The sequence below is a fragment of the Paenibacillus pabuli genome (genome assembly GCF_039831995.1).
GTDB lineage: Bacteria > Bacillota > Bacilli > Paenibacillales > Paenibacillaceae > Paenibacillus > Paenibacillus pabuli_C.
Window position 1 is genome coordinate 30,579 of sequence record NZ_JBDOIO010000001.1, and the last position, 25,658, is coordinate 56,236.

Consider the following 25,658-nt stretch of genomic DNA (forward strand, 5'->3'; position numbering starts at 1 on the left):
ATTGAGAATACTTCCTGAGTACACAATAACGACTTAGGCGGTGGAAGTGTGGCAAACGCAGCTTATCTCCTCGGTTTCATTCTTTTCTTCAATTGGATTTTCGTCCCCTTTGCAGAAGTCAAGGCCCACGACTATGAGGTACACAAAACCCAGCATGTAATTCAGACGTCTACTAAAGCCCTAATCTCCGCAAGACAGGTTCAAGACAACGATTATTTCAATCTCTCTGAAGGTTATATGTTAGAATCCGATGACGTAGTTAATATCGATCTCGATGTATTGCGTGATGAATTTATTCAATCAATCTACCGTAACACCGGTTCTATTAAAGAGCAGAATCGCTTCTTAAATAATATTCCAATGTTGGCACTTACATATGGTGACCGTTTTTACCTAGGAATTAATCGGGGCTACGTTCCAACTGGTGGGACATCTAGTAATATAGACGACTACTCAGTTACTTACGATTGGTTACCACCGATGTACTATACTGTTATTGATGATAGCGGACGACTCATGTACCTGAATTTACGTGATGAAACTAGCTATTATTATCAGGCTGTATCTACAGTTAATGAGAATAAGATTGTAGTCGATAATAGTACTGTTTCTATTGGTGGGAAGAAACTAACCAAAGATTTACGCGATAAACTTGTAATCGAGAAGATTAATGCTCACGTACATCGAATGACACGTGACCCTTATGAAAAGAACTATGGTTTTGAAATTCAGATTCGGCCAGCAGGAATGGAAAATGCCGATATCTCTGGCTATACTCCTAAGCAACGGTCTGACTATTACAGTAAGCTGATACAAATGAGTAACTTTAATATTCTCGAAGGGATAACTTTCTTTGTTATCTATTCGACTGATGAACCTAAGTATATCCGAGATCGAGATTATCAGTATCGGAATTACAACGCATCAGGATTTACATTGTACAAACGTTTTTAATTGAATCTAGCTACAATAAAATTTATATACCAGGTTTATTATTGGAGGTCGAAGAATGAAGATCAAGCGTTTTGGGGTAACCTCGATGAGTTGGGTTAGTAAGAATATGCCAATCGTCATTAACTGTGCTGTAGGTCTAGTAGTTTTAACAACTACATCGTTGATTTACACTTATGCAGTTATCCCTCATAATGAAAAGAAAGTCCGTGAAGCTACTATTCAAGAATTGGATATTAACTCACAACAACGTATTCCGGTACTTCAACTTAAAGCTGGTATGCAGTTGAATAAATACGTGCAAATTACACGTGAAGATTTGGCTAACTACTTCGAAGTTGTTCAAGTGCCGGCACAATTTGCGGTAACTAATCCGGTAAGTGATACTAACTCTGTAGTTGGTAAAATTACTACACGTAATTTCCAAGAACATGACCAAGTTTCACTGGCTGATTTTGTTGCTAAGGATGACTGGTTCGGCCAATATGACCGTTTGAAAGAGTTTGATATTTATAACTCTGTCGCTGGTACTGTTGCTTCTGGTAATATCGTTGACGTAGTAGTTGACTATGGTGACGGTAGTTATGATGTAGTCATGGCTAAGAAGAAAATTAACAGTATTAAATTCCGTGGTGCTGTTGGGGCTGACGGAACAATCGGACTTGATAACAACGTAACTGCTTCATCTTCCATGGTATTCGAAGTTGATGAGACTGAGTATGGAAACATGAAAGAAGCAATGAAGAAGGGTAAATTGGAAGTACGTATTTACTTGGATGAAACTCAAAAAGCTTCGCCAATCACTTTCAAAAATCCTAATCTCCGTCATACAACTCCGGCTGATGATTCTATGGTAGAGCCTAGCTCTGACAAGGACGCTACAGCTAAAACTGACGAAACTACTGATTCGGCAGAAACTGATACTACATCACCAGCAAGTGGATACCAAATTAATACTGGCAATTAAGGGAGGAAATCACGTGAAACTTACCCAATATGTACCTGATGATAACATGACGGCTGAGGAAGCTGAGTATCATCGTCAACAAGCACTTGAAATTGAGCAAGCTGAGAAGGCAATTCAAATTTTACATGACTTCCATGCTATTCATCCTGAAATTGATGACATGACACTTGCCGGTTGGTTGGGTAAGCGTGATACCGCTGATTTAGCTACACTTAAACGCTACGTTGATTACGTATCTACTTATATCCAGTATGAGTTGGATGGACGCAAAAATTAAGGTTAAAGCAGGAGGAATTACTTAAATGATTATTGCATTTACATCACCTCGTAAGGGTACGGGACAAACAGTAACAGCTACGCTTGCAACATTGCAACTCACATTGAAGCGTAGTCTTAATATCAACTTGGTTGATATCAACTCTGTACGAGATATTGAGTATTACCTTAATGATACTCCTCTTGCTCGAAGCCTGGATGAGTTCAGTTTGTTGGTTTCGACAAAGGCACTTGATGAAGATACGTTTAAACGTAAAGTAATCAAAGAAGTTGTACCGGGATTGTTTATGACAAGTGCACCGGAACAATTTGTAATCACTAAGGATATCGCAGAGGAATTTACAAATTATTCGGGACGATTGTTCGATCATACAATTTTGGACTGTGTGAGTGGTGCACAGCGTAACTCCACTCCTTTCTATGAACATGCGGATAAAATTGTTATGGTGGTAACACAAAATAGACGACTCCTGACTTATGTTGAGGAACTGCAGGAATATTACAAGAACTACAAAGATAAGCTGATTGTTGTCATTAACAAGTATTCTGATAATATCCACGGTTACGGGATTGCCGATATCAAGAAAGAACTGAAGGACCTGGGATTGGATGTCCCTGTTTTAACTCTCCCTGACACACCTAAGGTAATCGAAGAATCTAATGATAATAATCTCAAGTCTTTCATCACGAAATCAGGACCTAAGAATTATATTGACGCTTTGGATGTAGTTCTTGATACGCTCCTTACCGAAGTCGAATAGGAGGAGTCACAATGAAGGATAAATTTCTTTTCACGAAACTGATGAACGAGGTTTACGACTCATTTACTGATATCGACGTCGTTAGACGAATGTACGGTATTAAACGTGAAGATGCTGACGCTGAGATTATCGAATATCAGGATGCACGCGGACGTACGATTCTCGGTGACAAAGATGCACGTAAGTATCTGATTAGTAACTACGCTAAACTCCTCCGTCATCTTGGCTATCACAAGCAGGAGAACATGTCAAAACTTATTGATTTTGATGATATCTATAATAACCAAGATCATGTCGTATTTGAAATGTTACTCAGTATTATGGATTTCGGTGATATTCTTGAGAAATATGATCCAGAAGATCAGATTGATTCTGAGTATATGCGATCCATTGTACGTGATGAACAGGAAAAAATTGAAGACTATTTCTCATATGCGTCTAACCGACTCTTCCTATTATCTCAATTGCTTTATGCGTCCGAGTATGGGCAAAGTGTGATCGACAGTTTAGCGCACCACAATATTAATGAAGTAGCATTCTTGGACAAGGATTATATTTACGTAACATTTAAGGGACGTAAAATTTGGTTGTCATTCTTAAGCTTCGATAGTTTGTCAGTTTTGACAAATATCATGAAAAAGACAACTGGTAATGCAACTAATACTTTCAGCGAAAGTAATCCGAGTGCAGTTGCTGCTAAACTTAACTCCAGCCGTATTACCGCTGCAGGTTACGATATGGTGCCAGATTCCAACGCTGCTTATTACAATGAACGGATACTCTCATTGAAACCAATTAGGTTGGAGCAATTACGTGATGAGTATAATACTATTGATTCTGATATGTTCGAATTCCTGGAACTCAATATGTCAGGTAAAGGTACTCACGTTGTAACTGGTGGTGACATGGGTGTTGGTAAAACATCATTGCTGATCGCTTTACTCGAGCGAATCCCGAATAAGTGGGGTATCGGTATTATCGATACACAGAATGAGATTCAGGCTAAGCTTAAATTCCCGTGGAAAAATATCATCACGGTAGTTGAGAGTATGAAACGTTCGCTGGCACAGTGTTTTGAGGTTCTCCTTAAGCAAGCGCGTGATATCTTGTATGTAGGTGAAATAACAAAACCTGGCGAGATTGCAGCACTAATCGATGCGGCACTTCGTTTGAACTCTGGATTCGGGGCAACACTTCACGCACAGAGTGAGCATGAAGTTATTCCGGCAATCCGGAACTTGATGTTACGTACTGATATGTATCATGAATCAAGTACGGCAGAAGTAGATATTTCTCGGGCATTGGATTTAATTATTCATTTAGTGCGACTGGAAAGTGGCCAGATAATTGTAGAGAGTATAAGTGAGGTAGTTACAGTTAACGAGGATGTTTATGTTCCTGATCTGAAACTTGGTGATAATTATTCACTGGAAGAGAAGCAACATATGGTACTCGATCTGCAACAAGTTCGCTTAGCACGTCAACTTTATTCAAAACCTTATCGAATTGTTCCGCTCTTTAGGTACGATCACGATACAGAAAAGTGGAATAAGTTGAATCGTCCCTCTGATAACTATTTGAGAAAGATGCGAGTTAACCTTAGTTCTGAGAAAATGGGCAGGCTGAAGGAGTTGTTCGCTGAACTGGACGGTGAAGGATAATGTTGTATTTTATCATTTCACTGCTAGTGCTCACTTTAATAGTGATTGGAATTCTGGTTTGGGACAAGAGAATTACAAGGAAAAACCGAGTAATTAAGCGTGGCGCAAGTTCACCTCTTAAAGAACTACTCAACTTTGTCGATAGATACCCCTGGTTAACAGCTATCGTAAGAAAAACAGCGGTTAGCTTGAATAAAGTTAACGGGTTATCTTTAGAAAATAACACTATTATCGCAGTGTTCATGACGATTGGGTATGCGCTTGTTATGTACATCACTTTCCTCGTGTACTTCTACAATGTTGACCTCTGGTATATGGCAGTTCTTTACATTCTTATGACATATGCCGTCTTCTGGATTTTCCTCCGAATGGCCTACACCGGTATGGAAATGTACTTCAGCACAAAATTACCTCTAGCTTTTAAGCTTATCTCCTCTAGGTACGCTGGTAGTGGTAGAATCCTCGAATCGATGGAGAAAACTCAACCCGATGTTCACCCAGCTGTGCGGAAAGTCCTCAAGAGAATTACAGAAATCCTCTCTATTAACGAAAATGTTAAAATGGATATCGAATTTCGACGTTTGGAAAATACCTTTAATAACGAATATGTTACAATTTTCGCGATGCTAGTACGGAAAGCGTACTATAAAGGTGAGGTTGGGGTTATCAAAGACCAGCTTCGACTCCTCTCTGATGATGTTATGAATGACGTCGAAAATCGTCAAGACGTTATGCAGGCAGGACGCGGATTCGTTTACTTAGGTATTGTAACTTTCCCTCTAGCTCTTTGGGGTATTGAGGCGTTCAGTTATAAGATGCTCGAAGGATATCTGACGTACTTTTACGAATCGCCTGAAGGTTCGATTATGAAGGTTCTAACACTTTTGGCGGCGATGGTTATGGTCATTGTACTCCATTATATGGAATCTATTGAACCTACTGATGAGGAAAGTGCGAAGTAATATTAGTTTAATGGAAGCTGAGGAAGTGATAACATGTTTCTAATACTGACAGCTGTCGTCACTTCTCTTGTTCTTCTGTTTATAGGTGGTTATCACCTATCAAAGAAGAAGAGATTTACGGCAAAGGTAAAAGATACACTCTCATATCGGGGCGGTATCCTAAGGTTCACTACGTTTAGTTTAATTACAATTCTTATCGCACAGGTTATAATCTTTGCACTTGTATTCATCTTCCTTATCTCCGTAAAGGCGACAAGTATTAATTACTACACTCAGAAGATTGAAACAAGTTTTGAGTATCGGACCGACTTACAATACATGAAGCAAGTACCCGAAGAAAGAGTCGATACTGCATTCAGACAGGAAATGATGATTTACGAGCAAGCTCTGGCAACTTGGACTAAGGACGACATCTACAATATTTCGCAAGATGATATCAGTTTCATGATTGAATCTTATGTTAAAGACTTGAAAATGGAACCCGTCCTGCCTGCTGATACTTTAGCAAACAAGGTTTACAATCGACTTTTCGACTATTATTACTATCGTGAGTACGATTATACTTACTACCTAATGTTATCATTGATGTTGTCATTCACTCCTTATCTGTACTTAGTGCTTTATAACATGCAGGTACTTAATCGAGATCGAAGAAATGTTAACTTTCTCAAAAAGTTGATTGTCGTTAACGGAAGTATCAAACCAGTAGATTACAGTACAATTATCGAAGATTTGATTACTAATGCGACACCTAACATTCAACATCGACTGAAAAAGATTCGCGATGCCTTATCAAATAACACGAAAAATACCGGTGCTGCTTTTAAGGATGCTATCACAGATTCTACATCATTGTCAGAGCGATTGTTCTTCGAGAATTTGGAAGTTGCTTATAACGACTTTGATCTGGCTATCGATATTTTCCGTGATGAGATAATTATTGAAAATCAACGTTCAAAACGTAAGTACCGCAAGAAAGCTGAAAGTATGAACTCTCTAGGTACAATGATTTTCTTGGTAGTTATGACAATTTGCTGCCTTTACTTGATTATCCCATGGAGCAAATTGATGAACTTTGGAAGTCTGTTCTAGGAGGTGCTAATACAAGATGGATAATCCTATTTACGAGGTTGTTTCCTCAACTTTAGCTTTCCTCCTACTCCTATTCATGTTTACGCTTATCGATAGTTCAGCAAATACTGCTTCGCTAATGGTAAACCGTACTGACGGACTGGAGAAAGTTAAATATGATACTACGATTGATAATGTAACTACCCCTGGGGCTTCGGTTAAGGGGATGGACATTGTAGGGGCAATCAGATATTACATGGGTACTCCTAACGTAGTAATGGAAGTAAAAGGTTTCGGTAATACTATCAACTACGGTAGCTGTTCCGGATGTTCAAACCGAGTTTACAGTATCGCTGACTTCCCTGGGGCTGGAAGCGATCTTGCATTCTATAAAGCAAGCTTTAGCGTGACTGTTCAAAATAATGGCAGCGGGCAAAAGTTTACTTATACAAAATTATAACAATCTACTAGGAGGAATTACGCAATGCCTAAGGTACTAGCAAACATCATCATTATCATTCTGGTGTTTATCTTGATCGCACTTGGTATTTACCCGCTCTTCTCTGGAGGTAAAGATACAGGTCAGAAAGCAATTGCAGAACAAGGTAAAATCGACCGCATGATCGAAGACTCTTCAACTGTTTCCGGTTCCACTGTTAAGCAATACATGAAAATCGCTGGTCAAGGCAATATCCTGGTAGGACCTGTTGCTAATATGTCTACAGTAAGCGTATCTGATGGTGCAGGCGCAGTTGACTTCGTAGCTGACGGATCTTTCGTAACTGGTGAAACTTATGTTATCGTTAACTACTGGAAAATCGGTAACACAATGTATGAGCAAGCAGTATCTCCAAACAGCTTCAAAGACAACGCTATCTTCAGCGTAACTAAGCAGTACGATGTAAACGGTAAACTTAACCGTCTGAAATTCACACAAGTTGATATGGGTAAATAATTTACCACGTAAGGCAGAGAGGGTGCTGTATTTACAGCGCCCTTTTTAATTACAAACTTCTAATGGAATGGTGATAAGTATATGGTTGGTAAAATCGCAATCTTTATTGTAAGTACAGTTTTCTTCCTAGTTTTCGGAATATTCACTTATACTTACTTCGGTAATGTTAGTATCCAAAGTCGGGCAGAAAATTTGGTATATAATGCTGCGGATTCTGCCAGTACTACAGGACAATTAAGTAGCAACCTTTATACTTATCTCTCCGATAACTTGAATAACCTTTCTCGAGGTAGTGAAGATAACCGGTATTTCATTCAACTTAAATTGGAAAAGTATATCCGTCCTGGAGTCTATGATATATTTTACGAGAGTAGCGAGGACATAGCGCGTTTGAACTGTACGACTAGTTCAAATCCTAACTCATACTGCCGTAAAGGTTCTATAATTGATCGGCCACTTGATGTAGGCGACAGATTATCAATATTTGTTCAAGACCGAACTCCGACAGCTTGGGGACAGCTTGCAAGTATGCCACTAATTAATCGTGGTGATGGTCGAATTCGGACTATCTCTACTTCTACATCGACTATTATTGTGAAACGAATTGGTAATGCATCGCGTGGATATGACGTAATTGCTGATATTAACTCACAGCAGTATAATACTATTAACCGGATTCAAGTAATCACAAAGCTCAATAAAACTGGCAAGAACTATACAACTCCGGCTAATCCTCCTTATACCTTACCTTATAACATTTCAAATGTTACTGATGTCAATTTTATCAACCCGTTGGGCGAATTCCTGATGGATGAGGATATTGTTAATGGTGTTAAAATTCGTCGATATACTCAGCGATATTAGGGGATAGCCTATGAAAAAGCTAAGTATATGGGTGTTTATCGGTTCGGCCGCAGTGTTGAGTATTATTTCAGTGGTAGTAATATTAGTATATTTTAGTTTAGAAAAGATAGTTAATTAACCTTAGGGTCTCACCCTAAGGTTTCCATTTTATTATGGTATATGAAGTAGTAAATAAAAATGTACTGGAGGATTCAGGTTGAAAACTCGGATTGAACTGGAAAAACAATCGAAAGTTTTGGATCGCACCTTTGTAGGGGCATCTGTTATCACAATTATTGTGGCAGGTACCCAGTTAGTCGGAAATATTTTGGCAGGACTAGTAGAAAAGGGTAGATGGGTTGCGAGTTGGGAAAAGTTAAGTCCTACCCTACAGAATTATATGAGTAATGTACATGATAACTATTTAACCTACATCTCATTCACGCTGGCAATTTACCTGTTGATGTATCTTTTCTATTTTAATGGCAAAGCTTCAATTAAAAAGAAAATTGAGGATGCGGGAACAGTGACCGAAATTACTTTTGTCACTCCTGATCAATCTCAAAAACTTAATTACGAATTACAGCAAAGATATGAGCAACTCGAATCTGCAGAAGCAAAGGAAGATACGGAGAATGTCAACATTGACCGCGAAACCTCAGGAGACAGTAAGTAACACACGAGCAGGAGTTTACTTGAGAGTTATTGCATACCTTTTGGATTCTGCAATCGCTATTCCTTTATGTGTCTTATTCATGAAACTTCTGGGAAATGATTCATATACTCCATTCTTTAATGAAATTATAATTTTACTGTATTTTTCACTATGCAACTCTATTTTCGGTGCAACTCCTGGAAAGTTGATCTTAAAACTGCGTGTGCTAAACTTAAACGGAGAAAAGCTCAATATATTCAGATCTATTTCCCGCGAGTTGTTTAAAGTTGTACTGGCTTACATACTATTTATTAACTTCGCGTGGTTAATTTTCAGTAGAAAGAGACTAACTCTGCATGATATTTTTGCTAAAACTCAGGTTATAAATACACGTAAAGTGGTATCTTAACGATAAATTTAAAGGAGTGATTTACCGTGGCAAAATACCAACTTGTTTACGAATTATTTATTCCGACCGATAACATCACTGAAACTCTTAGTTCCTTACGAGAATATTTTGGTAATGAACTAATTGGTTTAACAACTCATGGATCAGGAATTGATTTCGAATATTATTCTGAAAATCCCGAGACGACTGTAGAGGTTTTTGTTGTTAAACTTTTAACTGAAGCCGAATCTAAGCCGCACGCTTGCAACATAGTTGATAACTATATTGAAGGTATGCGAGACTATGATATACTGAAGGTTCAGTTTAATTCTTGTGATTATGTCGAATAAAAGAAAATATACTAAAATTTATGGAGTAGCGGCATTGCTGCTACTTTTCTGTTTGCCTTTCTTCACTGTATCCATTTACGGTATTGACGGAGTTTCGATGGAAACTACGATATATGACGGAGACTATGTCTTAGTCAATAAATTAAAGTACGTTAGAAACGATTTACGTTATACAAATATCATCGCCATAAAGCTAGAGAATGGTGAAAAAATAGTCAAGCGTGTAGTAGGTATGCCTGGAGATACCTTAAAAATGGAGAACGGTGTCCTTTATCGAAACGGAAATGTGGTCAATGAAGCTTATATCGAACACTATACTGATGAACAAAAGTCACTATTAAATTTTAATGAGTATCATATAACCTCAGGGTACTATTTCGTTATGGGTGATAATCGACTTAATAGTGTGGATAGCAGAAATGTCTCTATTGGTCTTATACCAAAAGAAGACATTATTGGAAGAGTCATCACTCAATATACACTTAACCCTAATTGATCATATTAATTAGGGTATGTGATGGAGGAGGTATTATATTGATACGGAATCTTCAGTATTATGATCTACATGAGATTGAAAGACAATTTAGAATTTTGGATAAGATCGATATTAGTGGTATAGAATACCATGCAGATCGGGATATCCTGAGTCTATTCCTAGGTGTGGATTTTAACGGTGAGGATAAAAAATTCATTGGGTTATTCAGTGATAATAACGAATTCCTTGCACTACTCGGATACATAGACACCGGACAACATATACTCATCAACAGTATCTACACGAATATCCTACATCGATTTAAAGGTCATGCCTCAGAACTTGTGAGGTACTTACTTGAAGTGTACAGTTCGAGACTTTACGTTGCATTCCCTTATACCGTGGAAGCGGCTAAATTCTTCAGTAAGCTCGGATTTACTGAAAACCCTGAAATAGATCCAATAGAAAAACCATATTCATTAGCGACTTAAATTTACAACAGGAGTGGTATTACATGCAAGAAATTATGAAATCTTTCAATAACCGGTTGGATATCAGTACACCTTTTAATCGCAAACTAGCTGAAATTAGAGATGCGGCTGTGGCTAGTGAGTCCCACGAAACAGAGACGGCTACATATACTGTATTTTGGACTAATACTAATAGCGTGCACCCTTATCATGTACATCAACGTACGGCAGAACACGCCTATGATGATCACATGTTTATGAGGGATGGACTATATGCATTCACATCACACGCTGAGGTTGTTTCATATTTCAACGAGTTAAATTTTACAACAGACATCGAAACAGTACCTACTGCAAACTAGGACAATTTTATAACTTTAACATTAAATAGTAGTATAGAAGAATAACTTCTAGGAGTGTTGAAGTTTGGAAAGTTTAACATTTTATTTTGCATCAATGGATTCTGGTAAGTCTATGGAAGCGATCAGACGAATTCATAGTTTCGAGAATCAAAATAAACGATGTCTGGCTTTAACATCTCAACTTGATAATCGTTATGGTATCGGTGTAATTGCATCACGTGCAGGAATCAGTAAGACTGCGCTGTGCATTTCTACAGATACTAACATTTATGAATTGGTTTTGGACGATATAAGAAGTAACCCTGAAAAGTTGTATAAGGTATTTATTGATGAGTGTCAATTCTTAACTAAAGATCAGGTTATTCAACTAGCCCAAGTTGTTGATGAGTTGAATATTCCGATTTCATGTTACGGTCTTAAGAATACCTTTATGAATACTCTTTTTGAAGGATCTGCTGCACTGTTAGTTTATGCTGACGAGATTAAGGAAATCGAAGGTAATACATGTACTGTCGATAACTGTGATCGGCATGCAACAATGGTGGTACGTCTTATTGACGGAGTTCCTACTTATGATGGGGATGTAATACAGATCGGTGGAAATAAAGACTATGCTTCAGTTTGCCGAAAGCATTATTCTAATTATCCGGTAAAGGAGGAAATCTGTATATAATGACTCAGGTGAACAGTCTGGATTTTACTGGGATGTAGTCTAAACATATTACTTGGAGGTGAGCAGAATGAAGGGTCGTTATATTACTATCGGGGTACTCGTAGTTTTAATTGCTGCTATGTTGGTTATTAATATCTACAGATAAGCATGGTAATTAAGTAGGAGAGGATAGTGAAAACTGTCCTCTCCTATTGAGTTTTAAGGAGAATAATTATGATCGATAAATATATTGAAAGTAAGCTGAGTGAAGCTCTGACATTAGGAATCTACCCTATAATTATCGACATAACTACCTATACTCACGAGTTATCCGCTCAATCTTCTGATCGTATATGCAATAGCTACATGAACCAGGGTTGGGGTAATGTTTACCTTGACGTAAACCCTCGCCAATTACGCATTGTATTTGAGCGCTAAATATGGAGGTTCATTTTTATGGGTATGCAATTCTTTAAAATTCTTGGATGGATTGCTGAGTCTATTGGAAAAACATGTACTGTCATTTCAACTACCGCTGAAGGTAGTCTTGAAGGTACAGGTCAACTCACGGATTATGGTTTCGAAGATGGAGTTGCCTATGCCTATTTCGGTTCCAATATGCTAACAATCGAAATGAAAGATATACAAGAATTTTACTGTGATCAGACTCAACTACGGATAGTCAGTATTGAACAGTCAGTTTTAACAATTACACACAATTAACTGGAGGAATTAATCATGTCACTTATTATTGCTGTATCTGATTTTGTTGATGCTTACGTAAACGATGAAAAAACTGGTAACAACGGTTCGACTAAGCCGCTTTATAACGGAAGCGACTATTTTGTAACTTGCTGGACGAATAAGAACCATGGTCAAGGTACCGAATTCTGTGAATATCAAGTAGTACGCCATGAGGGTGGAAATCAATTCCGTGCAGTACATCCTAATCATGTACCACAAGAATTACAACCTTATCTGCGTGATAAAGTTACAACTTACCTTAACTTCTACCGCTTGCCATCTATCGACATTTAATAATAACTTATCGAAGACTCCTACATAGTCAGATTAATATAACAACTATAGTTCTAACACTATCTCTATCGGTTAGGACTTCGATAATATTGGAGGATTAACCGATGTATTATGGTGTATACGTTGTAAATGACGATGAAATGTATTTGATGAATAGCAATGAAGTTATGGCTTTTTTAAGCGAAAAATCACCATTATTCTTGACCTACTCTATATACTCGGATGGAGAAAATATCGTAGTTTCTGAGCCTTCTGCTGGTCCTAATGGTAGCTTCGGCTCAGTTCCACTTGCTGAGTTTTTCTGTGGCTTCGAAGAAGATGGTATTATAATTCGACCTATCATTCTCTCAGAATGGTTTAGAGGGCGAATATAAAGTATATGCTGATGACCCTTCGGGGTCATTTTTATTTATTCCTATTACAGCAAAAATGAATCTATTAAATTAAGAATTAGTAGAAAATAAGATATAGAAAGGCTGTTGAGTATGAATGAAATGTACATCGAATGGAATGAGCAGCTGAAAACGGGATTATTTATGATCGAAACAGTTAATAACGGCGCTACTCGCAGGGCCGTTGTAACTAAGAATCCCGATTTTATTCCATATAATTCACGGGCACGAGGTTCAATTGATCAACGTAAGAAACTTCAAATTTGCCAGGAGCATAATGGTAAAACTCTGATGGGAGTTTACGACGTCTGGCGGAATGAAGTACATTATATTTACGCGGAAGTTACTAACTATCAAGAAGTACATGATGACCAAATTGGGTATTATAGTGGTTTCCACGATGCTGAGTTCTCTATTATCGGCTTGGTATACTTGGACGGTGTGATCCAAAGGATGACTTATGCTACTCGTAATCCTCAGCTACTTGCAATGATAGCTCAAGTAGATGCGGAATACTATTCAGCTGTTTTCTCTGCTGATCCTCATGCATTTTACGATTTGTTAAATAATGATCTTCTTCGTAGTGATGAAATCGTAAGTGCAATTTATATCACCTCGCTCTATGCAGAATATCTTAAAGTCCCTCGTCCTATGATTACTGAGTTCCAGTCATCTATGGTGGGAACTACTTGGAGGTAATCAAATGTCAAAAGAAATTTACAGACAGTATGACGCTTTTAAAAGTGGTTTACAGGCTAATGTATTGCAGGTACTTTTCGAAAAGTCTGATAAATCGACACGTGAAATGTTATGTACACTTAATAGCCGGTTAATCACCGAGTACGGATGTCCTCTTCCGAAGGAATCAGATCATGACATCTACACCGGTAACTTGCGTGTATTTGATTTACAAAAACTTGAATCACGTATGATACCTCTGCGTCGAGTTAAAACGTATGTGTGGCTGCCTTTGGATACTCGTATTCCCGATGCTATCTTGAATTTGACAATTTAATATAGGGTAGGTAGCTAAGATAAAATAAAAATCTCACCAAAAATCTAACAAATTAGACTAAAAATCTCACAAACTAGCCCAAAAATATTATACTAAACCATTCGCCTAGGAGGGCTAAATCCGCATGAAGATAGTTGTTGGTACTCAGGAAGGCTACTTCCAGATAAAGGACAGACGTTATCAGTACAAACGTATTGGTAACACCCAGCGAGAGCATCACATGCTCTATGACGAGTCAGATATACTTGTCTGCTCAGTGTACATTCAGTACAAAGGTATGATCGGCGCCATGAAGAAAGGCGGATATACCGAAGAATTTTACGGAGATTATCAACTATTTACAGCATTCAATGACTACTTGACGACTTATCGAAGTCAGAAAGCTGAAAAGGAAGATCGACCTGTTACTGAAGTCTGGGAATCGATGTTCTGTGACAGGTATAACCGTCAAAGTGAAGGTTTCGTGCATACCTATTTGGATAGCCAAAGTGGTATGGTTGAGGAACACCTTGTAATTAATGACGGTGAAGTTGAAATTAAGTATGAAACTACTAATGCGAAGTCTAAATCTCCCAAGAAATTGGAAGATATTAATTATAAAGCAATTAACACGACAACTGACGATGAACACTTGGTACGTAAAATTACTCCGCTTGAAATTATCATGCGGAAACGTGATCTTAGCTGGCAAGATAATAAAGATTATCGGGTAATTACCTCAGACGAAGAATTCTTAACCTGGGTCAAAGAGGAACTTGATCCTTGTAATGGGATCATCGGGTTCGATACGGAGACCGAAGGTTTGCAAATTAACCGTTTCTCCGGATTACATGCTAAGAGTCATGATGTAGTTGGACTGGTATTTTCAACTGCCGATAATACTTCAGTTTACTTACCGCTTAAACACAAACGGTTCCCTAACCTCACGATTAACTTGGTACAACGTGAGTTGAGACCCTACATGTGTCGTAAACATAATGATACGAGTAAGTTAAAGCAGTATGTAACTCATAACGGATCATTTGATGGTAAAGTAATGATGATCTGGAACTATACTGTAAACATCGTACACGACACACTGATTATCAGTTTCATGTTGAATCCTAAATTGGGACGTAACAAAGGTTTGAAACACTTAACTGATAAATATCTCGGAATTGAAATGATCGAACTCGATGATTTCTTTGGTACAGGACGAGGAAAAGGTATCATTCGATTTGACTTACTGCCTCTCGAATCTGTACGAAGATACGCTTGCCCGGATGCTGATAACACTCGGATGTTGATGTTCATGCTCCTGGAAGAACTTAAGAGTCAGCAACTTCTAATTTACGGTCAGGAAATTCGACTGATGAGTAAAGTTGCTGAAATGGAGTTCAACGGATTCCGGGTTAATATGGATAAGGTACGGAGCGAGAAAGAAAAAGCCAAAGCACGTGCCGATGAAATCGAAACTGAAATTTACAATCAAGCTGGCGGTAAATTTGATATTAGGTCAAATAAGCAGTTGGCGGATGTCTTGTTCAACAAATTAGGGTATGAACCTCTACGATATTCTGAGAAAACTCACGAACCTGCGGTAGATGAAGCGACCCTCAAATTCCTGATGAAGCAGGATAACGATAATGAGAAAGATCCTAAGAAACTACCTGGATTGATCTTGGGTCACCGTAAGGCGCTGAACTTGATTTCTAAGTTCTTCGATAAAATCATTGAGGATGAGATTAACAGCTTCATCTTCCCTAAATATAACCAAGCAGGTACGGATACTGGTCGATTCTCTTCCAGTAACCCTAACATTCAGCAGACATCTCGTGGTATCCGAGAAATCTTTGTTCCTGAGGATGATTATTATTTCATCATTGTCGATTACTCTCAAGTAGAGTATCGGATTCTCGCCGGAATGGCTCAAGAGTACGACTTGATTGAGCAGATGCAAGATCCTGAAGCTGACGTTCACTCATTGACCGCATCAATCATGTTTAATGTTCCTGTAGAGTTCGTTGATAGTGCGATGCGTAAAAAGGGTAAAGAGATTAACTTCGGATCAGTTTACGGAATGGGTGTACAATCTCTGGCTATTCGGGTATTTGGTGCAGCTACTCCAGAAACACTGCGTCAAGCAAAGGAACTATACGAAACCTACTTCCAACGGTTGCCTAATATTACACGATTCTTTAACAATGTCATTGAACGGGCACGTTTGGATAACTTTGTTGGTACTTACTTCAACCGTTTGCGCCCACTTGAAAGTATCAACTCACTTGATAGTGGTGAACGTTCATTTGACGAACGTCGTTGCAAAAATACACCTATTCAAGGTACAGCTGCTGACGTTATCAAAATCGCACATAACCGACTTGATGACCGCTTGAAACGTGAAGGAATGGATGCACGTGTTGTTGGTTCTGTACATGACGAGTTGATTTGTATGGTTCACAAAACTATCAACCCATGGCAATTCATTCGTATTGCACGGGAAGAAATGGAACTTAAAATTGACAAGTTCCCGCCATTGTTTATCGGTATCAACGTTGCAACAACTTGGGCTGATGGTAAAAATGATGGTCTCGAGATTCCGGTACAGGTTTCCGATAAGTATATTGAGGAAGTTAAACAAGGTATGCATACTGTGCCTTATGAGAATCCTAAAGCTGAATGTCAACGTATCATCCAATCTTACCAAAGCGGAAGAATCAAAGGTTGGTCAAGTGAACGCGGCTTGAGAACCCGTGATGAAATGATGGCTGATAACCAAATCAAAGGTGTAGTTGATAAGTACTTCTATGGTGTAACAGATGTACTTGATGCAATCATTAATGATGCCGAAGTTTACGTAGAGTTGACTGAGGAAATGGTTTACAGATCTGAGAAGGATGATGACGCACGTGCTAGTCAAGCATTTGACGAAGGTCGATTTGCTGATGGATTGGTTGATCTTGAAGATGGCGACACTGGCGAACAACCTGGCGTTACCGGTATTGCTAGTATCTCCATTAATGAGGCATCTACTAGAATCACAGATGATTACTCTGTAGCTGTTATCGGCGGAAGTGTCTTCTTGAAACTCAATTCTCCAACTGCTGATTTGATTGCTGAAATCAAAGAGTACTTGAAACCGCGTACTGTTGAGGTTGGTGCTAACGTCTTTATAATGACTGGTGGTAAGCTTATCCCTACCCCTTATAAACTGTATCATGTGAACCGGGTAGAGTTGCTTGACATTATTGAAAAACACGAGATCATGTATTTACGGAAAATGCGTGGTAATGTGCATAAGCCATTCCATCTTCCAAATAACAACAAGCCTGAACGGGCACAATATTAATTAGATCAAATGTGCGTGTGATAATTTACACGCACATTTCTAATTTGTGCGTCCTAAATATGTCGTTATAAATATATAACTATGAAAGTTAGGAAAAATAAAAATATATTAATTGAATGTGAGGGAATAATATGGGAGATTTTAACCCTAGTGAGTGGATTCGTATTGCAACTGCATCAGATCGGACGGTACAGATTACTCAGTTCAATCCGTTTAAGCCATCAATGGAATTGGAAATTTACATTCCACGGAAGACTCATCCTCGTTTACGAAAACTAGTACAGCATGTATTATCATCTCAGGTAACGGTTAACACTGAATTCCAGATCCATGTTCGAGGTCATATGGATGCATCTGAGTATGAAAATAACCGTAACAATATGTTGGAAATTGCTCAACAACTACATGATGCTTGCATGCAGTTGGACTTGACTCCTGAGGATGATGAGTTGTTGGAGGAAATGCGTGAGGAAATTGCCGAAACATTTGGCATTTCATGGCGACAAAATGGTGGACAATTTACTTTGAAGATTTAAAAATATGTAAAAATTTGTAGAAACATGGGTTTAGGTGTATGGCTTAACCTTATAATTCGTGGATTGTAGTGGCAAGTCAGCTTAAAAATACTTTGTTCGATAATAATGCTGCCCCTTACAGCAAAAATGAGTCATAAAGAATTATAATGGATGAAAAATAAGGGAAAGAAGGTAATAAAAAATGGCAGCATTGGCCTCGGAAACAAGCATGCGTCACTTAGAACTTTATGAACAGATCAATAGTCGGAACCATATTAAAGGAACAAACCTTGAAACTAAACTTAAATTTCCAGCCTTGGAGATAGTGTTTGAACAATCACCAACAAACCCTATGATTTTTGCAACATTAAAAAATAATTTAGGTTTAGGTCAAGGTGATCATACCCTTTATGTACGACGTAAGTCCGGATTGATTGAACTCGGAAAAGTTGCATTTAGTATGAGGACTATACACGCTATTACTAGAATTGCCAAAAACTTTAACCCCGAAATTTATGCTATCACTGAGGAACGTGGACGTTACCTCTTAACAGACGATGATTTGGTTGAAACAATCGAATTGGGTCTATGAAAAATTGGAAATATAGCTATATAGCTAGTCCTTAGAAAGGTCGAGATATTATGAAACCAGCAAAATACCAACTTCGCTTCTCTATCTATGGAAGTACACCTAAGACACTTGCCGAAGGTACTTATAAAGAAGTTTTAGCTAAAGTACCGCGTCTAGTGAGCCAGCTTCAAAGTTCACTATACGCTAGTCTCTGGATTGAAGTAAATGGTAAAATTGTTCACGAATGTAGTATTGACTACTTTGGTACCCATTTCTCTAAATATGTTTCATAATTTTACATCAAATTTGTAGTAAAACGAAAAGTTAATGTAAATTATTGATTCAGGCCTGCGAAAGCAGGCCTTTATTTGTCTATATAATTAACAGGGGAAGTTCGAGTTTGGGTAAATTTGACTTTAACTTTTAAATCGGTACTAGGACAGGAGGACTACAATGAAAAAGAAAGTTTTGATTCCATTAATTACTGCTTTCGGTTTAACATGTATGACAGCGGGGGTGATGGCCGCACCTTCTATTGAGAAAATTACTGCATATCTCAATAAAGAAATTAACATCAATATTGACGGTAGAATCTATGTTCCTAAGGACCAGAATAATGAGATCATCGATCCTATCATCTATAACAACAGTACTTATTTACCTTTACGAAGTGTAGCTGAAGCACTTAATATTCAGGTTGACTGGGACGGCGCAACTCAGACTGTAGATTTGTGGACTGAAGCAGGCAGTGCGTCTCGTCCAACTGAGGATACTACTAGTTCTGGTGGATCGAATACCACTACACCGGCTGTAACATTGAATGATGATTCCAATGCTGTGATTAAAGATGGTATGAGTTCTTATACTTTCGACAAAGCTTTTGCAACTGTTCACGCATTAGCGCTGAAAAATAACGAACTTAATGATACTACCAAGCTGAAGCGTTTTGTATTCCAAGCGTCTAAAGAGTATTGGAACCAATCTCCAACTAAATTCGGATTGGCACACAAAACTCTGTATAACACTGATGCATTGGATCAGGTAATGTTGCATCACGCACTCTATGAAAAAGAATCATTTAACGGGCTACTGAGCCTCGATGTGGAATTAAAAGATGATTTCAGCAACTTCGGGTACAACGTTTACACTGTAACGGGTACAGCTGTTAAATCTATCGATGGTGGTCAAAACTTCTATAAAGTAAGAGTTAAGGGTGAACTTGAACTAGGTATCGCTAAAAACGGTGATGTTCGAGTGAATAAAATCGATATTATCGAAGATAAATCTGAAGTAGTTGGCGACGTGTACTAAGTCTATAAACAATCGTAAAAATTAAATAGGTGAAGTTAAAAGTGGGAGTGAAAACTTCCACTTTATTAATTTGACCGATAAATGTATCGGAGGAATCCTTTTGAGTAATCAAAACGATAACAAAGTCAAATTCACTGTGCTAAATCTTAGCAAATACTACTCTGAGCATGACTTTTCCGTTCCAACCTTTCTGAAATCAATCATTGAGAATTTAATTGAGCGTAGTGACGAGAATCAGAATGTTGCTTGTGAAATTAAATTTCATGACGACGGTTTTATCGAAATATCTGATAACGCAGCTATCGATAGTAGATTCGCTGAAAAGGAAGGTAATGGTTATGTTCCAGCAGAGTACTTAACGAACGTTTTAGACTTAACATACGCTGCTGAGGTTACTATCAGTAAAGGAACTAAATCTTATAAATTTGAAGGAAACTATAATCGGGATCAGGTTGAGCGCACAGTAATTAGTACTGATGCAGGTTCTGAGGGGGTTTCTGTAGTATTCAAGTTTATTCCTGAAATCGCTGAAGGTATGAGGTATGTCAATTATGACAAAATTTCAGAATATTTACGGACTTGTTCTATATTCAACCGGAATATTAATTTTACATTGTCCTTCCGCAGGGACACACTTAAATATCAGCTGGGATTTTTCGATATCTCACCTGAAATCACTATTATTAACCGATCTGCGAGTGAGGTCATTGAAATTGGATTTGACGGACCAAGCGACGACAGATATAAAATTTACTTTTCACTCCGAGATATTCATAAGGAAAAATTGGAACGTATCGGTTTTAACCGTGTATCTGTCAGTAAGCCAGAACTACTTGACAAGTTTTACAGTACAATCACCTCGGTGTTCATTGACAAAATTGAAGATTCTTCTTTGTTCATAGATAAATCTTTAGTTGAACGTAATATTAATGTGATAATGGATTATAGAGGTGACATCAACGAGAAAGAGTTGCAGGAACGTCTAGGAGATATTTTACAGTTAAAATTAGATGATATTTCTGACACTCCTGACTTCGCGGATCTCGTAGATCATTTAATGGATCGACACTAAATAAATGGAGGTATTTTATATGGAGGGAAAACTTTTAGCAACTCATGATAGCCGAATTCTTGGGGATATTAACGACTTCAGTGTGGAAAGCGAATTTTGTAACTACCTTAGTCGGTTTCATGATATATCATTTGCATTGACACTTTATGAATACTACGACACTTCAATTTTCGTATTCCTTATCGAGGGTAAACTGTATCTTTGTGATATTGCTGAGGAAGGTTATAACGAGAATCAATCATACTTCATCGGTAAAATGTACGAATTTGAATCGGTTGATGGCATTATGGAGTACTTGGATAAAACTGGTCACTACGAAGACGATGAATACGCTGAAATCAGAGAAAGTTTTAACACTTTCAATTTTGCTAGGTAAATGGAGGATTAATAATGACAATAAAACCTATCGCAGTTCATAATGGTAAGACAAACGGTGAAATCGGTGAACATAATCCGATAAGTGTATTTAACCGATTACTTGGACAGCTTGATCAAGTATCAAATGAATTATGTCTGTATGAGTACATTGGCGATTCTATTAATGTATATTACGACCAAAGATTCTACCTTTCTATTATTCAAGAAAAAGGCCACAATACTGGAATTGCGTATTTTGTAGGCTGGATGTATGACTTCGAAACAGCTGCTGAGTTGGTCGGATTTTTGATAACTGAAGGCTATTTCAAGACAGAATACATGTCAAATATTCAGGATCAAATTTACAACTTCAATTTTGTAAAATATCAATAATAATTAAAGGGAGTGTACAAAATGGCTGTGAATGTTGAAAAACAGGCTAAAGACGCATACTTATATGGTCTACGTAAAAATTCAATACTTAACTGGACTGAAGAACTACGTAAAATAGTTCAGTATAAGGACATATTAAAAGAAGTATCCTTCTTTTCAACATTAGCCCTGCAGAACGGTATCGTTAAAATAGAACCTTCCGGTAGATACATTGGTCACAAGTATGCTCCTCTTGTAAAATCAGGATTTACTTTCACTGAGATTGCAGTGCTACTGAAATCTGAGATCGCATTCTTTGAGAATGAATACGGTGAAGTGAATTTAGCTACACATGAAATTGATAAGTTAAACGAAGTTGCATATAAGTACAATAGAATATTAACGTCTAATTTAGATATGAATGACGAAGTGAAATTAAATAGACTAAGTCAAACAGCGTCTGTCCTTTTCTTTACACTGGCTAATAGTGTGACACTTAAGGCACAGTCTAACGGTTCGTGTACTTTAACTTTTGCTAACGATAACAATAAAACCAACGAATATAATACTATCTTTTCCGAAGAGGAAATTCTGCTGCTCGAGAAAGTCAACGATTCGATCAAACAAAGAGTTTGGTAACAATCATACTACAGGAGGTACATCATGCATATTTGGTATACATCTAACACTCTATTTAATACGTCTACTGAACGGGATGAAGTTACCTTACGTCTGTGGAACAATCTCATCAATCCTGATGATAATGTCATAGTTCTCGGAAATTTTATTCGAGGTGAACTTGACGACATTGTTAAATTTTGCAATCAACTTAAGGGTAAAATTCATGTCGTTATTGGTAAAAAGGAGCGTAAATTTAAAGCGAAATTGCTGAAAGCACAGAGTTTGTGTGATAGCATCGTGCGCGTGGAAACGAATTCGCTTAACTACCCTCACTTCGAAGCGACCGTTAACTATAAGAAGACTGAGCGCTATACATTATTCGGTGAGTTCCGCGACCATGAATTACCTCCCAATATGAACTGTGTTGACTGGGATCTTAACTCGGGACCTGTAGATGGATTTCATGCTTTACATCACGCTAAAATTTACAATCAGCTTAGAAGTCTACACTGACGCAATATCAGTACGTTGTATAACTAAAGAGGGGGAATTATTTTGAGTGCTATTATTGACAACACTGGGGATGACCTCCTTCGCGTAACTAATACCGAAACTTATATAAACTCTAAAATTGTAGATTTTATTAACTCTCGGGAAAATACATCGAGTTACACTATTAACAATATGGACCGCATACTTACCGAGTTTATCACCAGTGATATTGAAGCTGATGATGAATCTTTGGACTTCATTACGAACATCTATACTTATTATTCTCGATTTGATGTATCTTTCGATACTGATATTGATAATTCCGTTAAGGTACGTAAATACAACCGGTTGTACAAGTATGAGGGATTTAATATTTATGTATGTCTTGTACTATATCTACAGGAACATCCGAGTAATATGAATATTATTTTCGCTGAATCGGAAGCCGAGTTGCGCAGATTTTACGATCACCTGAAAGACAAACATTCTAATATGTTGCGGAATAAAATTGCTATTGCTACTGATGTAAATTATGATATCAATATCACTTATGAGGATCGTAATACTCGTGATATTTCCGAAATGGTATTGGATGATGTCTGGGTTAATTCTATCAAACGAAGTATAGATCATTTCTTTGATGACGGCAAAGATTTCTTTAATGAAAATAATATTCCTTATCGACGAGGAATTCTTTTATACGGACCACCTGGAAACGGTAAATCTTCTCTTATACAGGCAGTTGCTTCTGAGGTAAACGCACCAGTAATTTACTGGATGGTTAGTGGCAATACACGGAGTGATAATATTCAGATTTTATTTGACTTTATCGATAAAATTTCTCCTGCACTGTTGGTAATCGAAGATCTCGATGCATTGCCAGATCACTGCCGATCAGTATTTTTGAACACTTTGGATGGGGTCGGAAGACGCGAAGGAATTTTCATTATCGGAACTACAAATTACCCTGAGCGTGTGGACTCTGCACTTGTTAACAGGGCTGGTCGCTTTGATCGGACATACTATTTCGGGGTTCCTGATGATGCAAAGCGTGCCCAATTCTTTGAACTTAGTAAACTTGATAAGTTCTTGAATGAACGTCAAATTGAGGATGTTGTTAAACTTACTTCCGGGTTCTCTTTTGCACAGCTGAATGAAGTTTATACCTCAATCGCGTTCGCATCTTACTTTAAAGACAATGATAATGCATATGAGAATATTATCCGTGAAATGAAAGCCTCAAATAAAAAAGGTGAAACTCAGGTATGGTACAAAGAAGAAAAACGTATCGGATTATTATAGACCGGGAGGTATTTAGTTGAACATTGCTTCCATAATCTTTGCTTGTTTAACCGGAGCACTTTTTATCTGGTATCTCGTGATTATATGGAGTTCTTATGAGAAGGCGAAGAAATTCCTTAAATTCCCTCTAATTGCATTGGCTGCTACTATAATAGTTTTTAGTATAGGTAAAATGGTTGGCAATGACGAAGAGGTACAGCCTGCTCCAAATGAAATCATCATTGAGGAAGAGGTTAACAAATTTACGTTAGCAGGCAGAAATTTTGATGAAATCAAGCAGGTAATTGCCGAAACTGTATCGGTCGGCGAATTTGTAGCTAGCGATGAACTTGTTAGTGCCCCGATAACATCATTAGTACCTGATATTCAATTACTTGAATCTTCGTCATTTAACATCGATATGAAAAATATCTTTGTTGGCCAGGGAAGTGGCTTTATCTTTTTGACTTTTGCCGACCAGAATCAAAATAACTTGCAGCTTGTGGATGATATCTTAAATTTGATTGAACCGGAATTCAAAGATAATGCGCATTCACACTTGGTATCTGTCTTGACAGGTAAAAAAGAACTCTCCGGAATTTTGGCAGGCTCAGTATATGTAACTCCTGATCTAGAGACACCGGATAAATCACAACCTTTCAGTGTAATATTAAGTGATAAGCCTTTCCTAGGGGCAAACTATTGAGACGTTTGGAGGTATTGAAATGATCGATTTCTCTTATATTGCATACATCCAGCAGATTGCCAACCAGATAATAGCAAGAGGACAATCATTAACCGATTTTAGTGACTTATCTGAACGTCGACTATTCTCTGAAGAGTTCTTGATGAAACAAGGAATATTTTACTGTAGCGAGGACGAATATGAGTATATCGGCGGATATGATAATTTAACGATGTCTACTGTTCGTTTCGGTGGTGCAGTAATAAACTGTTGGATTTACCCGCTCAAGATGCATAATGTCATCGTTGGATGGTGTGCATGGAATCCCGAAGACGGTGAATATACGAATTTATTCTTCCAAGGTGTTATTAAGAGTCAGGTAATCTTTGGATTAACTCCAGATATTTACGAAGGCGGGACCGCTATTCTTGTTGAGGGTATCACCGATAAGTACCGTATCGACTATTGCGATCTTAAAGGTGGTTGCGGTTTGATGGGTAACAAAATCACAGACTATAACCGCATGTTACTCAAACGTGTCAAACGTAAAATCTTTATCCCTGACCGTGACAGTACGGGAATGGACGCTATGAAGATTTGGGATCGCATGGTAGACGGTGAAAAGTACTGGATTTTACTCGACGGTGAGGTTAAGGATATTGACCAACGACTTAAAGAGAGACCTGAATTGGTCCCTCAATTCGTTGCACTGATAAAGGAAATTGAAGATGGTGCATATATGTCAGGTACTAAGATCATATTTTAAATTAAAAGACGCCATATGGTGTCTTTTTTCTTATTATTTAATA

General features: G+C 37.8%; 35 protein-coding genes. All 35 read left to right on the top strand.

All coding sequences use genetic code 11. The features are described from left to right. Positions 1 to 48: 48 nt before the first annotated feature. The 35 genes from ABGV42_RS00140 to ABGV42_RS00305 all read left to right on the top strand — a co-directional run bounded on the left by ABGV42_RS00140 (position 49) and on the right by ABGV42_RS00305 (position 25,615). Positions 49 to 954: a hypothetical protein gene (locus tag ABGV42_RS00140; protein WP_347379792.1), complete on the top strand. Its 906-nt coding sequence runs from the start codon at positions 49 to 51 to the stop codon at positions 952 to 954. Positions 955 to 1,009: 55 nt separating this feature from the next. Next, positions 1,010 to 1,918 (top strand): hypothetical protein, encoded by a 909-nt coding sequence (locus tag ABGV42_RS00145; protein ID WP_347379793.1) that lies wholly within the window; start codon positions 1,010 to 1,012, stop codon positions 1,916 to 1,918. Positions 1,919 to 1,931: 13 nt separating this feature from the next. After that, positions 1,932 to 2,195 (top strand): hypothetical protein, encoded by a 264-nt coding sequence (locus ABGV42_RS00150; protein WP_347379794.1) that lies wholly within the window; start codon positions 1,932 to 1,934, stop codon positions 2,193 to 2,195. Between the two features lie 25 nt (positions 2,196 to 2,220). Beyond that, on the top strand, positions 2,221 to 2,955 hold the full coding sequence (locus ABGV42_RS00155) for a hypothetical protein (RefSeq protein WP_347379795.1): 735 nt from the start codon (positions 2,221 to 2,223) through the stop codon (positions 2,953 to 2,955). Between the two features lie 11 nt (positions 2,956 to 2,966). Next, positions 2,967 to 4,616 (top strand): ATPase, T2SS/T4P/T4SS family, encoded by a 1,650-nt coding sequence (locus tag ABGV42_RS00160; RefSeq protein WP_347379796.1) that lies wholly within the window; start codon positions 2,967 to 2,969, stop codon positions 4,614 to 4,616. Then, positions 4,616 to 5,578, top strand: coding sequence for a hypothetical protein (locus ABGV42_RS00165; protein ID WP_347379797.1), 963 nt, complete (start codon positions 4,616 to 4,618; stop codon positions 5,576 to 5,578). The genes ABGV42_RS00160 and ABGV42_RS00165 overlap by 1 nt, the downstream gene beginning before the upstream one ends. A 33-nt stretch (positions 5,579 to 5,611) precedes the next feature. Beyond that, positions 5,612 to 6,670: a hypothetical protein gene (locus tag ABGV42_RS00170; RefSeq protein ID WP_347379798.1), complete on the top strand. Its 1,059-nt coding sequence runs from the start codon at positions 5,612 to 5,614 to the stop codon at positions 6,668 to 6,670. Positions 6,671 to 6,686: 16 nt separating this feature from the next. Continuing rightward, the gene (locus ABGV42_RS00175) at positions 6,687 to 7,109 is read left to right on the top strand and encodes a hypothetical protein (protein WP_347379799.1); all 423 of its coding nucleotides are present in this window, start codon (positions 6,687 to 6,689) and stop codon (positions 7,107 to 7,109) included. Positions 7,110 to 7,133: 24 nt separating this feature from the next. Further along, positions 7,134 to 7,604, top strand: a complete 471-nt coding sequence (locus ABGV42_RS00180) for a hypothetical protein (protein ID WP_347379800.1) — start codon at positions 7,134 to 7,136, stop codon at positions 7,602 to 7,604. Positions 7,605 to 7,685: 81 nt separating this feature from the next. Further along, a complete protein-coding gene (locus ABGV42_RS00185) occupies positions 7,686 to 8,468 on the top strand; it encodes a hypothetical protein (RefSeq protein WP_347379801.1) in 783 nt (260 codons plus the stop codon). Positions 8,469 to 8,664: 196 nt separating this feature from the next. Beyond that, positions 8,665 to 9,123 (top strand): hypothetical protein, encoded by a 459-nt coding sequence (locus ABGV42_RS00190; RefSeq protein ID WP_347379802.1) that lies wholly within the window; start codon positions 8,665 to 8,667, stop codon positions 9,121 to 9,123. Next, positions 9,083 to 9,511 carry an RDD family protein gene (locus ABGV42_RS31830; RefSeq protein ID WP_431523590.1) on the top strand — a complete coding sequence of 143 codons (429 nt, stop codon included), beginning with the start codon at positions 9,083 to 9,085 and terminating at the stop codon, positions 9,509 to 9,511. The genes ABGV42_RS00190 and ABGV42_RS31830 overlap by 41 nt, the downstream gene beginning before the upstream one ends. A gap of 26 nt (positions 9,512 to 9,537) precedes the next feature. After that, positions 9,538 to 9,840, top strand: coding sequence for a hypothetical protein (locus ABGV42_RS00195; RefSeq protein WP_347379803.1), 303 nt, complete (start codon positions 9,538 to 9,540; stop codon positions 9,838 to 9,840). Further along, positions 9,830 to 10,336 (top strand): signal peptidase I, encoded by a 507-nt coding sequence (gene lepB, locus ABGV42_RS00200; RefSeq protein WP_347380170.1) that lies wholly within the window; start codon positions 9,830 to 9,832, stop codon positions 10,334 to 10,336. The genes ABGV42_RS00195 and lepB overlap by 11 nt, the downstream gene beginning before the upstream one ends. A 38-nt stretch (positions 10,337 to 10,374) precedes the next feature. Continuing rightward, entirely contained in the window at positions 10,375 to 10,806 is a 432-nt protein-coding gene (locus ABGV42_RS00205; RefSeq protein ID WP_347379804.1) for a GNAT family N-acetyltransferase, read from the top strand. 23 nt (positions 10,807 to 10,829) lie between these two features. Further along, positions 10,830 to 11,147: a hypothetical protein gene (locus ABGV42_RS00210; RefSeq protein WP_347379805.1), complete on the top strand. Its 318-nt coding sequence runs from the start codon at positions 10,830 to 10,832 to the stop codon at positions 11,145 to 11,147. Between the two features lie 64 nt (positions 11,148 to 11,211). After that, complete coding sequence (locus ABGV42_RS00215) at positions 11,212 to 11,820, top strand: thymidine kinase (protein WP_347379806.1); 609 nt, start codon at positions 11,212 to 11,214, stop codon at positions 11,818 to 11,820. Positions 11,821 to 12,255: 435 nt separating this feature from the next. Then, the gene (locus ABGV42_RS00220; protein WP_347379807.1) at positions 12,256 to 12,522 is read left to right on the top strand and encodes a hypothetical protein; all 267 of its coding nucleotides are present in this window, start codon (positions 12,256 to 12,258) and stop codon (positions 12,520 to 12,522) included. Positions 12,523 to 12,537: 15 nt separating this feature from the next. Beyond that, positions 12,538 to 12,837 (top strand): hypothetical protein, encoded by a 300-nt coding sequence (locus ABGV42_RS00225; RefSeq protein ID WP_347379808.1) that lies wholly within the window; start codon positions 12,538 to 12,540, stop codon positions 12,835 to 12,837. Positions 12,838 to 12,941: 104 nt separating this feature from the next. Next, entirely contained in the window at positions 12,942 to 13,211 is a 270-nt protein-coding gene (locus ABGV42_RS00230) for a hypothetical protein (RefSeq protein ID WP_347379809.1), read from the top strand. Positions 13,212 to 13,322: 111 nt separating this feature from the next. Continuing rightward, positions 13,323 to 13,928 (top strand): hypothetical protein, encoded by a 606-nt coding sequence (locus ABGV42_RS00235; RefSeq protein WP_347379810.1) that lies wholly within the window; start codon positions 13,323 to 13,325, stop codon positions 13,926 to 13,928. A 4-nt stretch (positions 13,929 to 13,932) separates the two neighbouring features. Next, the gene (locus ABGV42_RS00240) at positions 13,933 to 14,244 is read left to right on the top strand and encodes a hypothetical protein (RefSeq protein WP_347379811.1); all 312 of its coding nucleotides are present in this window, start codon (positions 13,933 to 13,935) and stop codon (positions 14,242 to 14,244) included. A gap of 124 nt (positions 14,245 to 14,368) precedes the next feature. Then, positions 14,369 to 17,572: a DNA polymerase gene (locus ABGV42_RS00245; protein ID WP_347379812.1), complete on the top strand. Its 3,204-nt coding sequence runs from the start codon at positions 14,369 to 14,371 to the stop codon at positions 17,570 to 17,572. Positions 17,573 to 17,703: 131 nt separating this feature from the next. Next, complete coding sequence (locus ABGV42_RS00250) at positions 17,704 to 18,108, top strand: biofilm formation regulator BssR (protein WP_347379813.1); 405 nt, start codon at positions 17,704 to 17,706, stop codon at positions 18,106 to 18,108. A 181-nt stretch (positions 18,109 to 18,289) separates the two neighbouring features. After that, entirely contained in the window at positions 18,290 to 18,679 is a 390-nt protein-coding gene (locus tag ABGV42_RS00255) for a hypothetical protein (RefSeq protein ID WP_347379814.1), read from the top strand. A 50-nt stretch (positions 18,680 to 18,729) separates the two neighbouring features. Continuing rightward, a complete protein-coding gene (locus ABGV42_RS00260) occupies positions 18,730 to 18,951 on the top strand; it encodes a hypothetical protein (RefSeq protein WP_347379815.1) in 222 nt (73 codons plus the stop codon). A 160-nt stretch (positions 18,952 to 19,111) separates the two neighbouring features. Beyond that, complete coding sequence (locus ABGV42_RS00265; RefSeq protein ID WP_347379816.1) at positions 19,112 to 19,969, top strand: copper amine oxidase N-terminal domain-containing protein; 858 nt, start codon at positions 19,112 to 19,114, stop codon at positions 19,967 to 19,969. A gap of 100 nt (positions 19,970 to 20,069) precedes the next feature. Next, positions 20,070 to 21,041, top strand: coding sequence for a hypothetical protein (locus tag ABGV42_RS00270; protein WP_347379817.1), 972 nt, complete (start codon positions 20,070 to 20,072; stop codon positions 21,039 to 21,041). Positions 21,042 to 21,060: 19 nt separating this feature from the next. Further along, positions 21,061 to 21,417, top strand: coding sequence for a hypothetical protein (locus ABGV42_RS00275; protein ID WP_347379818.1), 357 nt, complete (start codon positions 21,061 to 21,063; stop codon positions 21,415 to 21,417). A 14-nt stretch (positions 21,418 to 21,431) separates the two neighbouring features. Then, positions 21,432 to 21,791 (top strand): hypothetical protein, encoded by a 360-nt coding sequence (locus ABGV42_RS00280; RefSeq protein WP_347379819.1) that lies wholly within the window; start codon positions 21,432 to 21,434, stop codon positions 21,789 to 21,791. 21 nt (positions 21,792 to 21,812) lie between these two features. Beyond that, entirely contained in the window at positions 21,813 to 22,409 is a 597-nt protein-coding gene (locus tag ABGV42_RS00285; RefSeq protein ID WP_347379820.1) for a hypothetical protein, read from the top strand. A 24-nt stretch (positions 22,410 to 22,433) separates the two neighbouring features. Next, positions 22,434 to 22,904: a hypothetical protein gene (locus ABGV42_RS00290; RefSeq protein WP_347379821.1), complete on the top strand. Its 471-nt coding sequence runs from the start codon at positions 22,434 to 22,436 to the stop codon at positions 22,902 to 22,904. 42 nt (positions 22,905 to 22,946) lie between these two features. Then, positions 22,947 to 24,185, top strand: coding sequence for an AAA family ATPase (locus ABGV42_RS00295; protein WP_347379822.1), 1,239 nt, complete (start codon positions 22,947 to 22,949; stop codon positions 24,183 to 24,185). 16 nt (positions 24,186 to 24,201) lie between these two features. Continuing rightward, the gene (locus ABGV42_RS00300) at positions 24,202 to 24,870 is read left to right on the top strand and encodes a hypothetical protein (RefSeq protein WP_347379823.1); all 669 of its coding nucleotides are present in this window, start codon (positions 24,202 to 24,204) and stop codon (positions 24,868 to 24,870) included. 19 nt (positions 24,871 to 24,889) lie between these two features. Beyond that, a complete protein-coding gene (locus tag ABGV42_RS00305; RefSeq protein WP_347379824.1) occupies positions 24,890 to 25,615 on the top strand; it encodes a toprim domain-containing protein in 726 nt (241 codons plus the stop codon). Positions 25,616 to 25,658 lie beyond the last annotated feature (43 nt).

Coding starts and splice junctions, on each gene's coding strand:
- ABGV42_RS00145 (WP_347379793.1), top strand. CDS start 1,010: ATGAAGATCAAGCGTTTTGGGGTAACCTCGATGAGTTGGGTTAGTAAG.
- ABGV42_RS00155 (WP_347379795.1), top strand. CDS start 2,221: ATGATTATTGCATTTACATCACCTCGTAAGGGTACGGGACAAACAGTA.
- ABGV42_RS00160 (WP_347379796.1), top strand. CDS start 2,967: ATGAAGGATAAATTTCTTTTCACGAAACTGATGAACGAGGTTTACGAC.
- ABGV42_RS00165 (WP_347379797.1), top strand. CDS start 4,616: ATGTTGTATTTTATCATTTCACTGCTAGTGCTCACTTTAATAGTGATT.
- ABGV42_RS00170 (WP_347379798.1), top strand. CDS start 5,612: ATGTTTCTAATACTGACAGCTGTCGTCACTTCTCTTGTTCTTCTGTTT.
- ABGV42_RS00175 (WP_347379799.1), top strand. CDS start 6,687: ATGGATAATCCTATTTACGAGGTTGTTTCCTCAACTTTAGCTTTCCTC.
- ABGV42_RS00180 (WP_347379800.1), top strand. CDS start 7,134: ATGCCTAAGGTACTAGCAAACATCATCATTATCATTCTGGTGTTTATC.
- ABGV42_RS00185 (WP_347379801.1), top strand. CDS start 7,686: ATGGTTGGTAAAATCGCAATCTTTATTGTAAGTACAGTTTTCTTCCTA.
- ABGV42_RS31830 (WP_431523590.1), top strand. CDS start 9,083: ATGTCAACATTGACCGCGAAACCTCAGGAGACAGTAAGTAACACACGA.
- lepB (WP_347380170.1), top strand. CDS start 9,830: ATGTCGAATAAAAGAAAATATACTAAAATTTATGGAGTAGCGGCATTG.
- ABGV42_RS00210 (WP_347379805.1), top strand. CDS start 10,830: ATGCAAGAAATTATGAAATCTTTCAATAACCGGTTGGATATCAGTACA.
- ABGV42_RS00220 (WP_347379807.1), top strand. CDS start 12,256: ATGGGTATGCAATTCTTTAAAATTCTTGGATGGATTGCTGAGTCTATT.
- ABGV42_RS00225 (WP_347379808.1), top strand. CDS start 12,538: ATGTCACTTATTATTGCTGTATCTGATTTTGTTGATGCTTACGTAAAC.
- ABGV42_RS00230 (WP_347379809.1), top strand. CDS start 12,942: ATGTATTATGGTGTATACGTTGTAAATGACGATGAAATGTATTTGATG.
- ABGV42_RS00235 (WP_347379810.1), top strand. CDS start 13,323: ATGAATGAAATGTACATCGAATGGAATGAGCAGCTGAAAACGGGATTA.
- ABGV42_RS00240 (WP_347379811.1), top strand. CDS start 13,933: ATGTCAAAAGAAATTTACAGACAGTATGACGCTTTTAAAAGTGGTTTA.
- ABGV42_RS00245 (WP_347379812.1), top strand. CDS start 14,369: ATGAAGATAGTTGTTGGTACTCAGGAAGGCTACTTCCAGATAAAGGAC.
- ABGV42_RS00250 (WP_347379813.1), top strand. CDS start 17,704: ATGGGAGATTTTAACCCTAGTGAGTGGATTCGTATTGCAACTGCATCA.
- ABGV42_RS00255 (WP_347379814.1), top strand. CDS start 18,290: ATGGCAGCATTGGCCTCGGAAACAAGCATGCGTCACTTAGAACTTTAT.
- ABGV42_RS00260 (WP_347379815.1), top strand. CDS start 18,730: ATGAAACCAGCAAAATACCAACTTCGCTTCTCTATCTATGGAAGTACA.
- ABGV42_RS00265 (WP_347379816.1), top strand. CDS start 19,112: ATGAAAAAGAAAGTTTTGATTCCATTAATTACTGCTTTCGGTTTAACA.
- ABGV42_RS00275 (WP_347379818.1), top strand. CDS start 21,061: ATGGAGGGAAAACTTTTAGCAACTCATGATAGCCGAATTCTTGGGGAT.
- ABGV42_RS00280 (WP_347379819.1), top strand. CDS start 21,432: ATGACAATAAAACCTATCGCAGTTCATAATGGTAAGACAAACGGTGAA.
- ABGV42_RS00285 (WP_347379820.1), top strand. CDS start 21,813: ATGGCTGTGAATGTTGAAAAACAGGCTAAAGACGCATACTTATATGGT.
- ABGV42_RS00290 (WP_347379821.1), top strand. CDS start 22,434: ATGCATATTTGGTATACATCTAACACTCTATTTAATACGTCTACTGAA.
- ABGV42_RS00305 (WP_347379824.1), top strand. CDS start 24,890: ATGATCGATTTCTCTTATATTGCATACATCCAGCAGATTGCCAACCAG.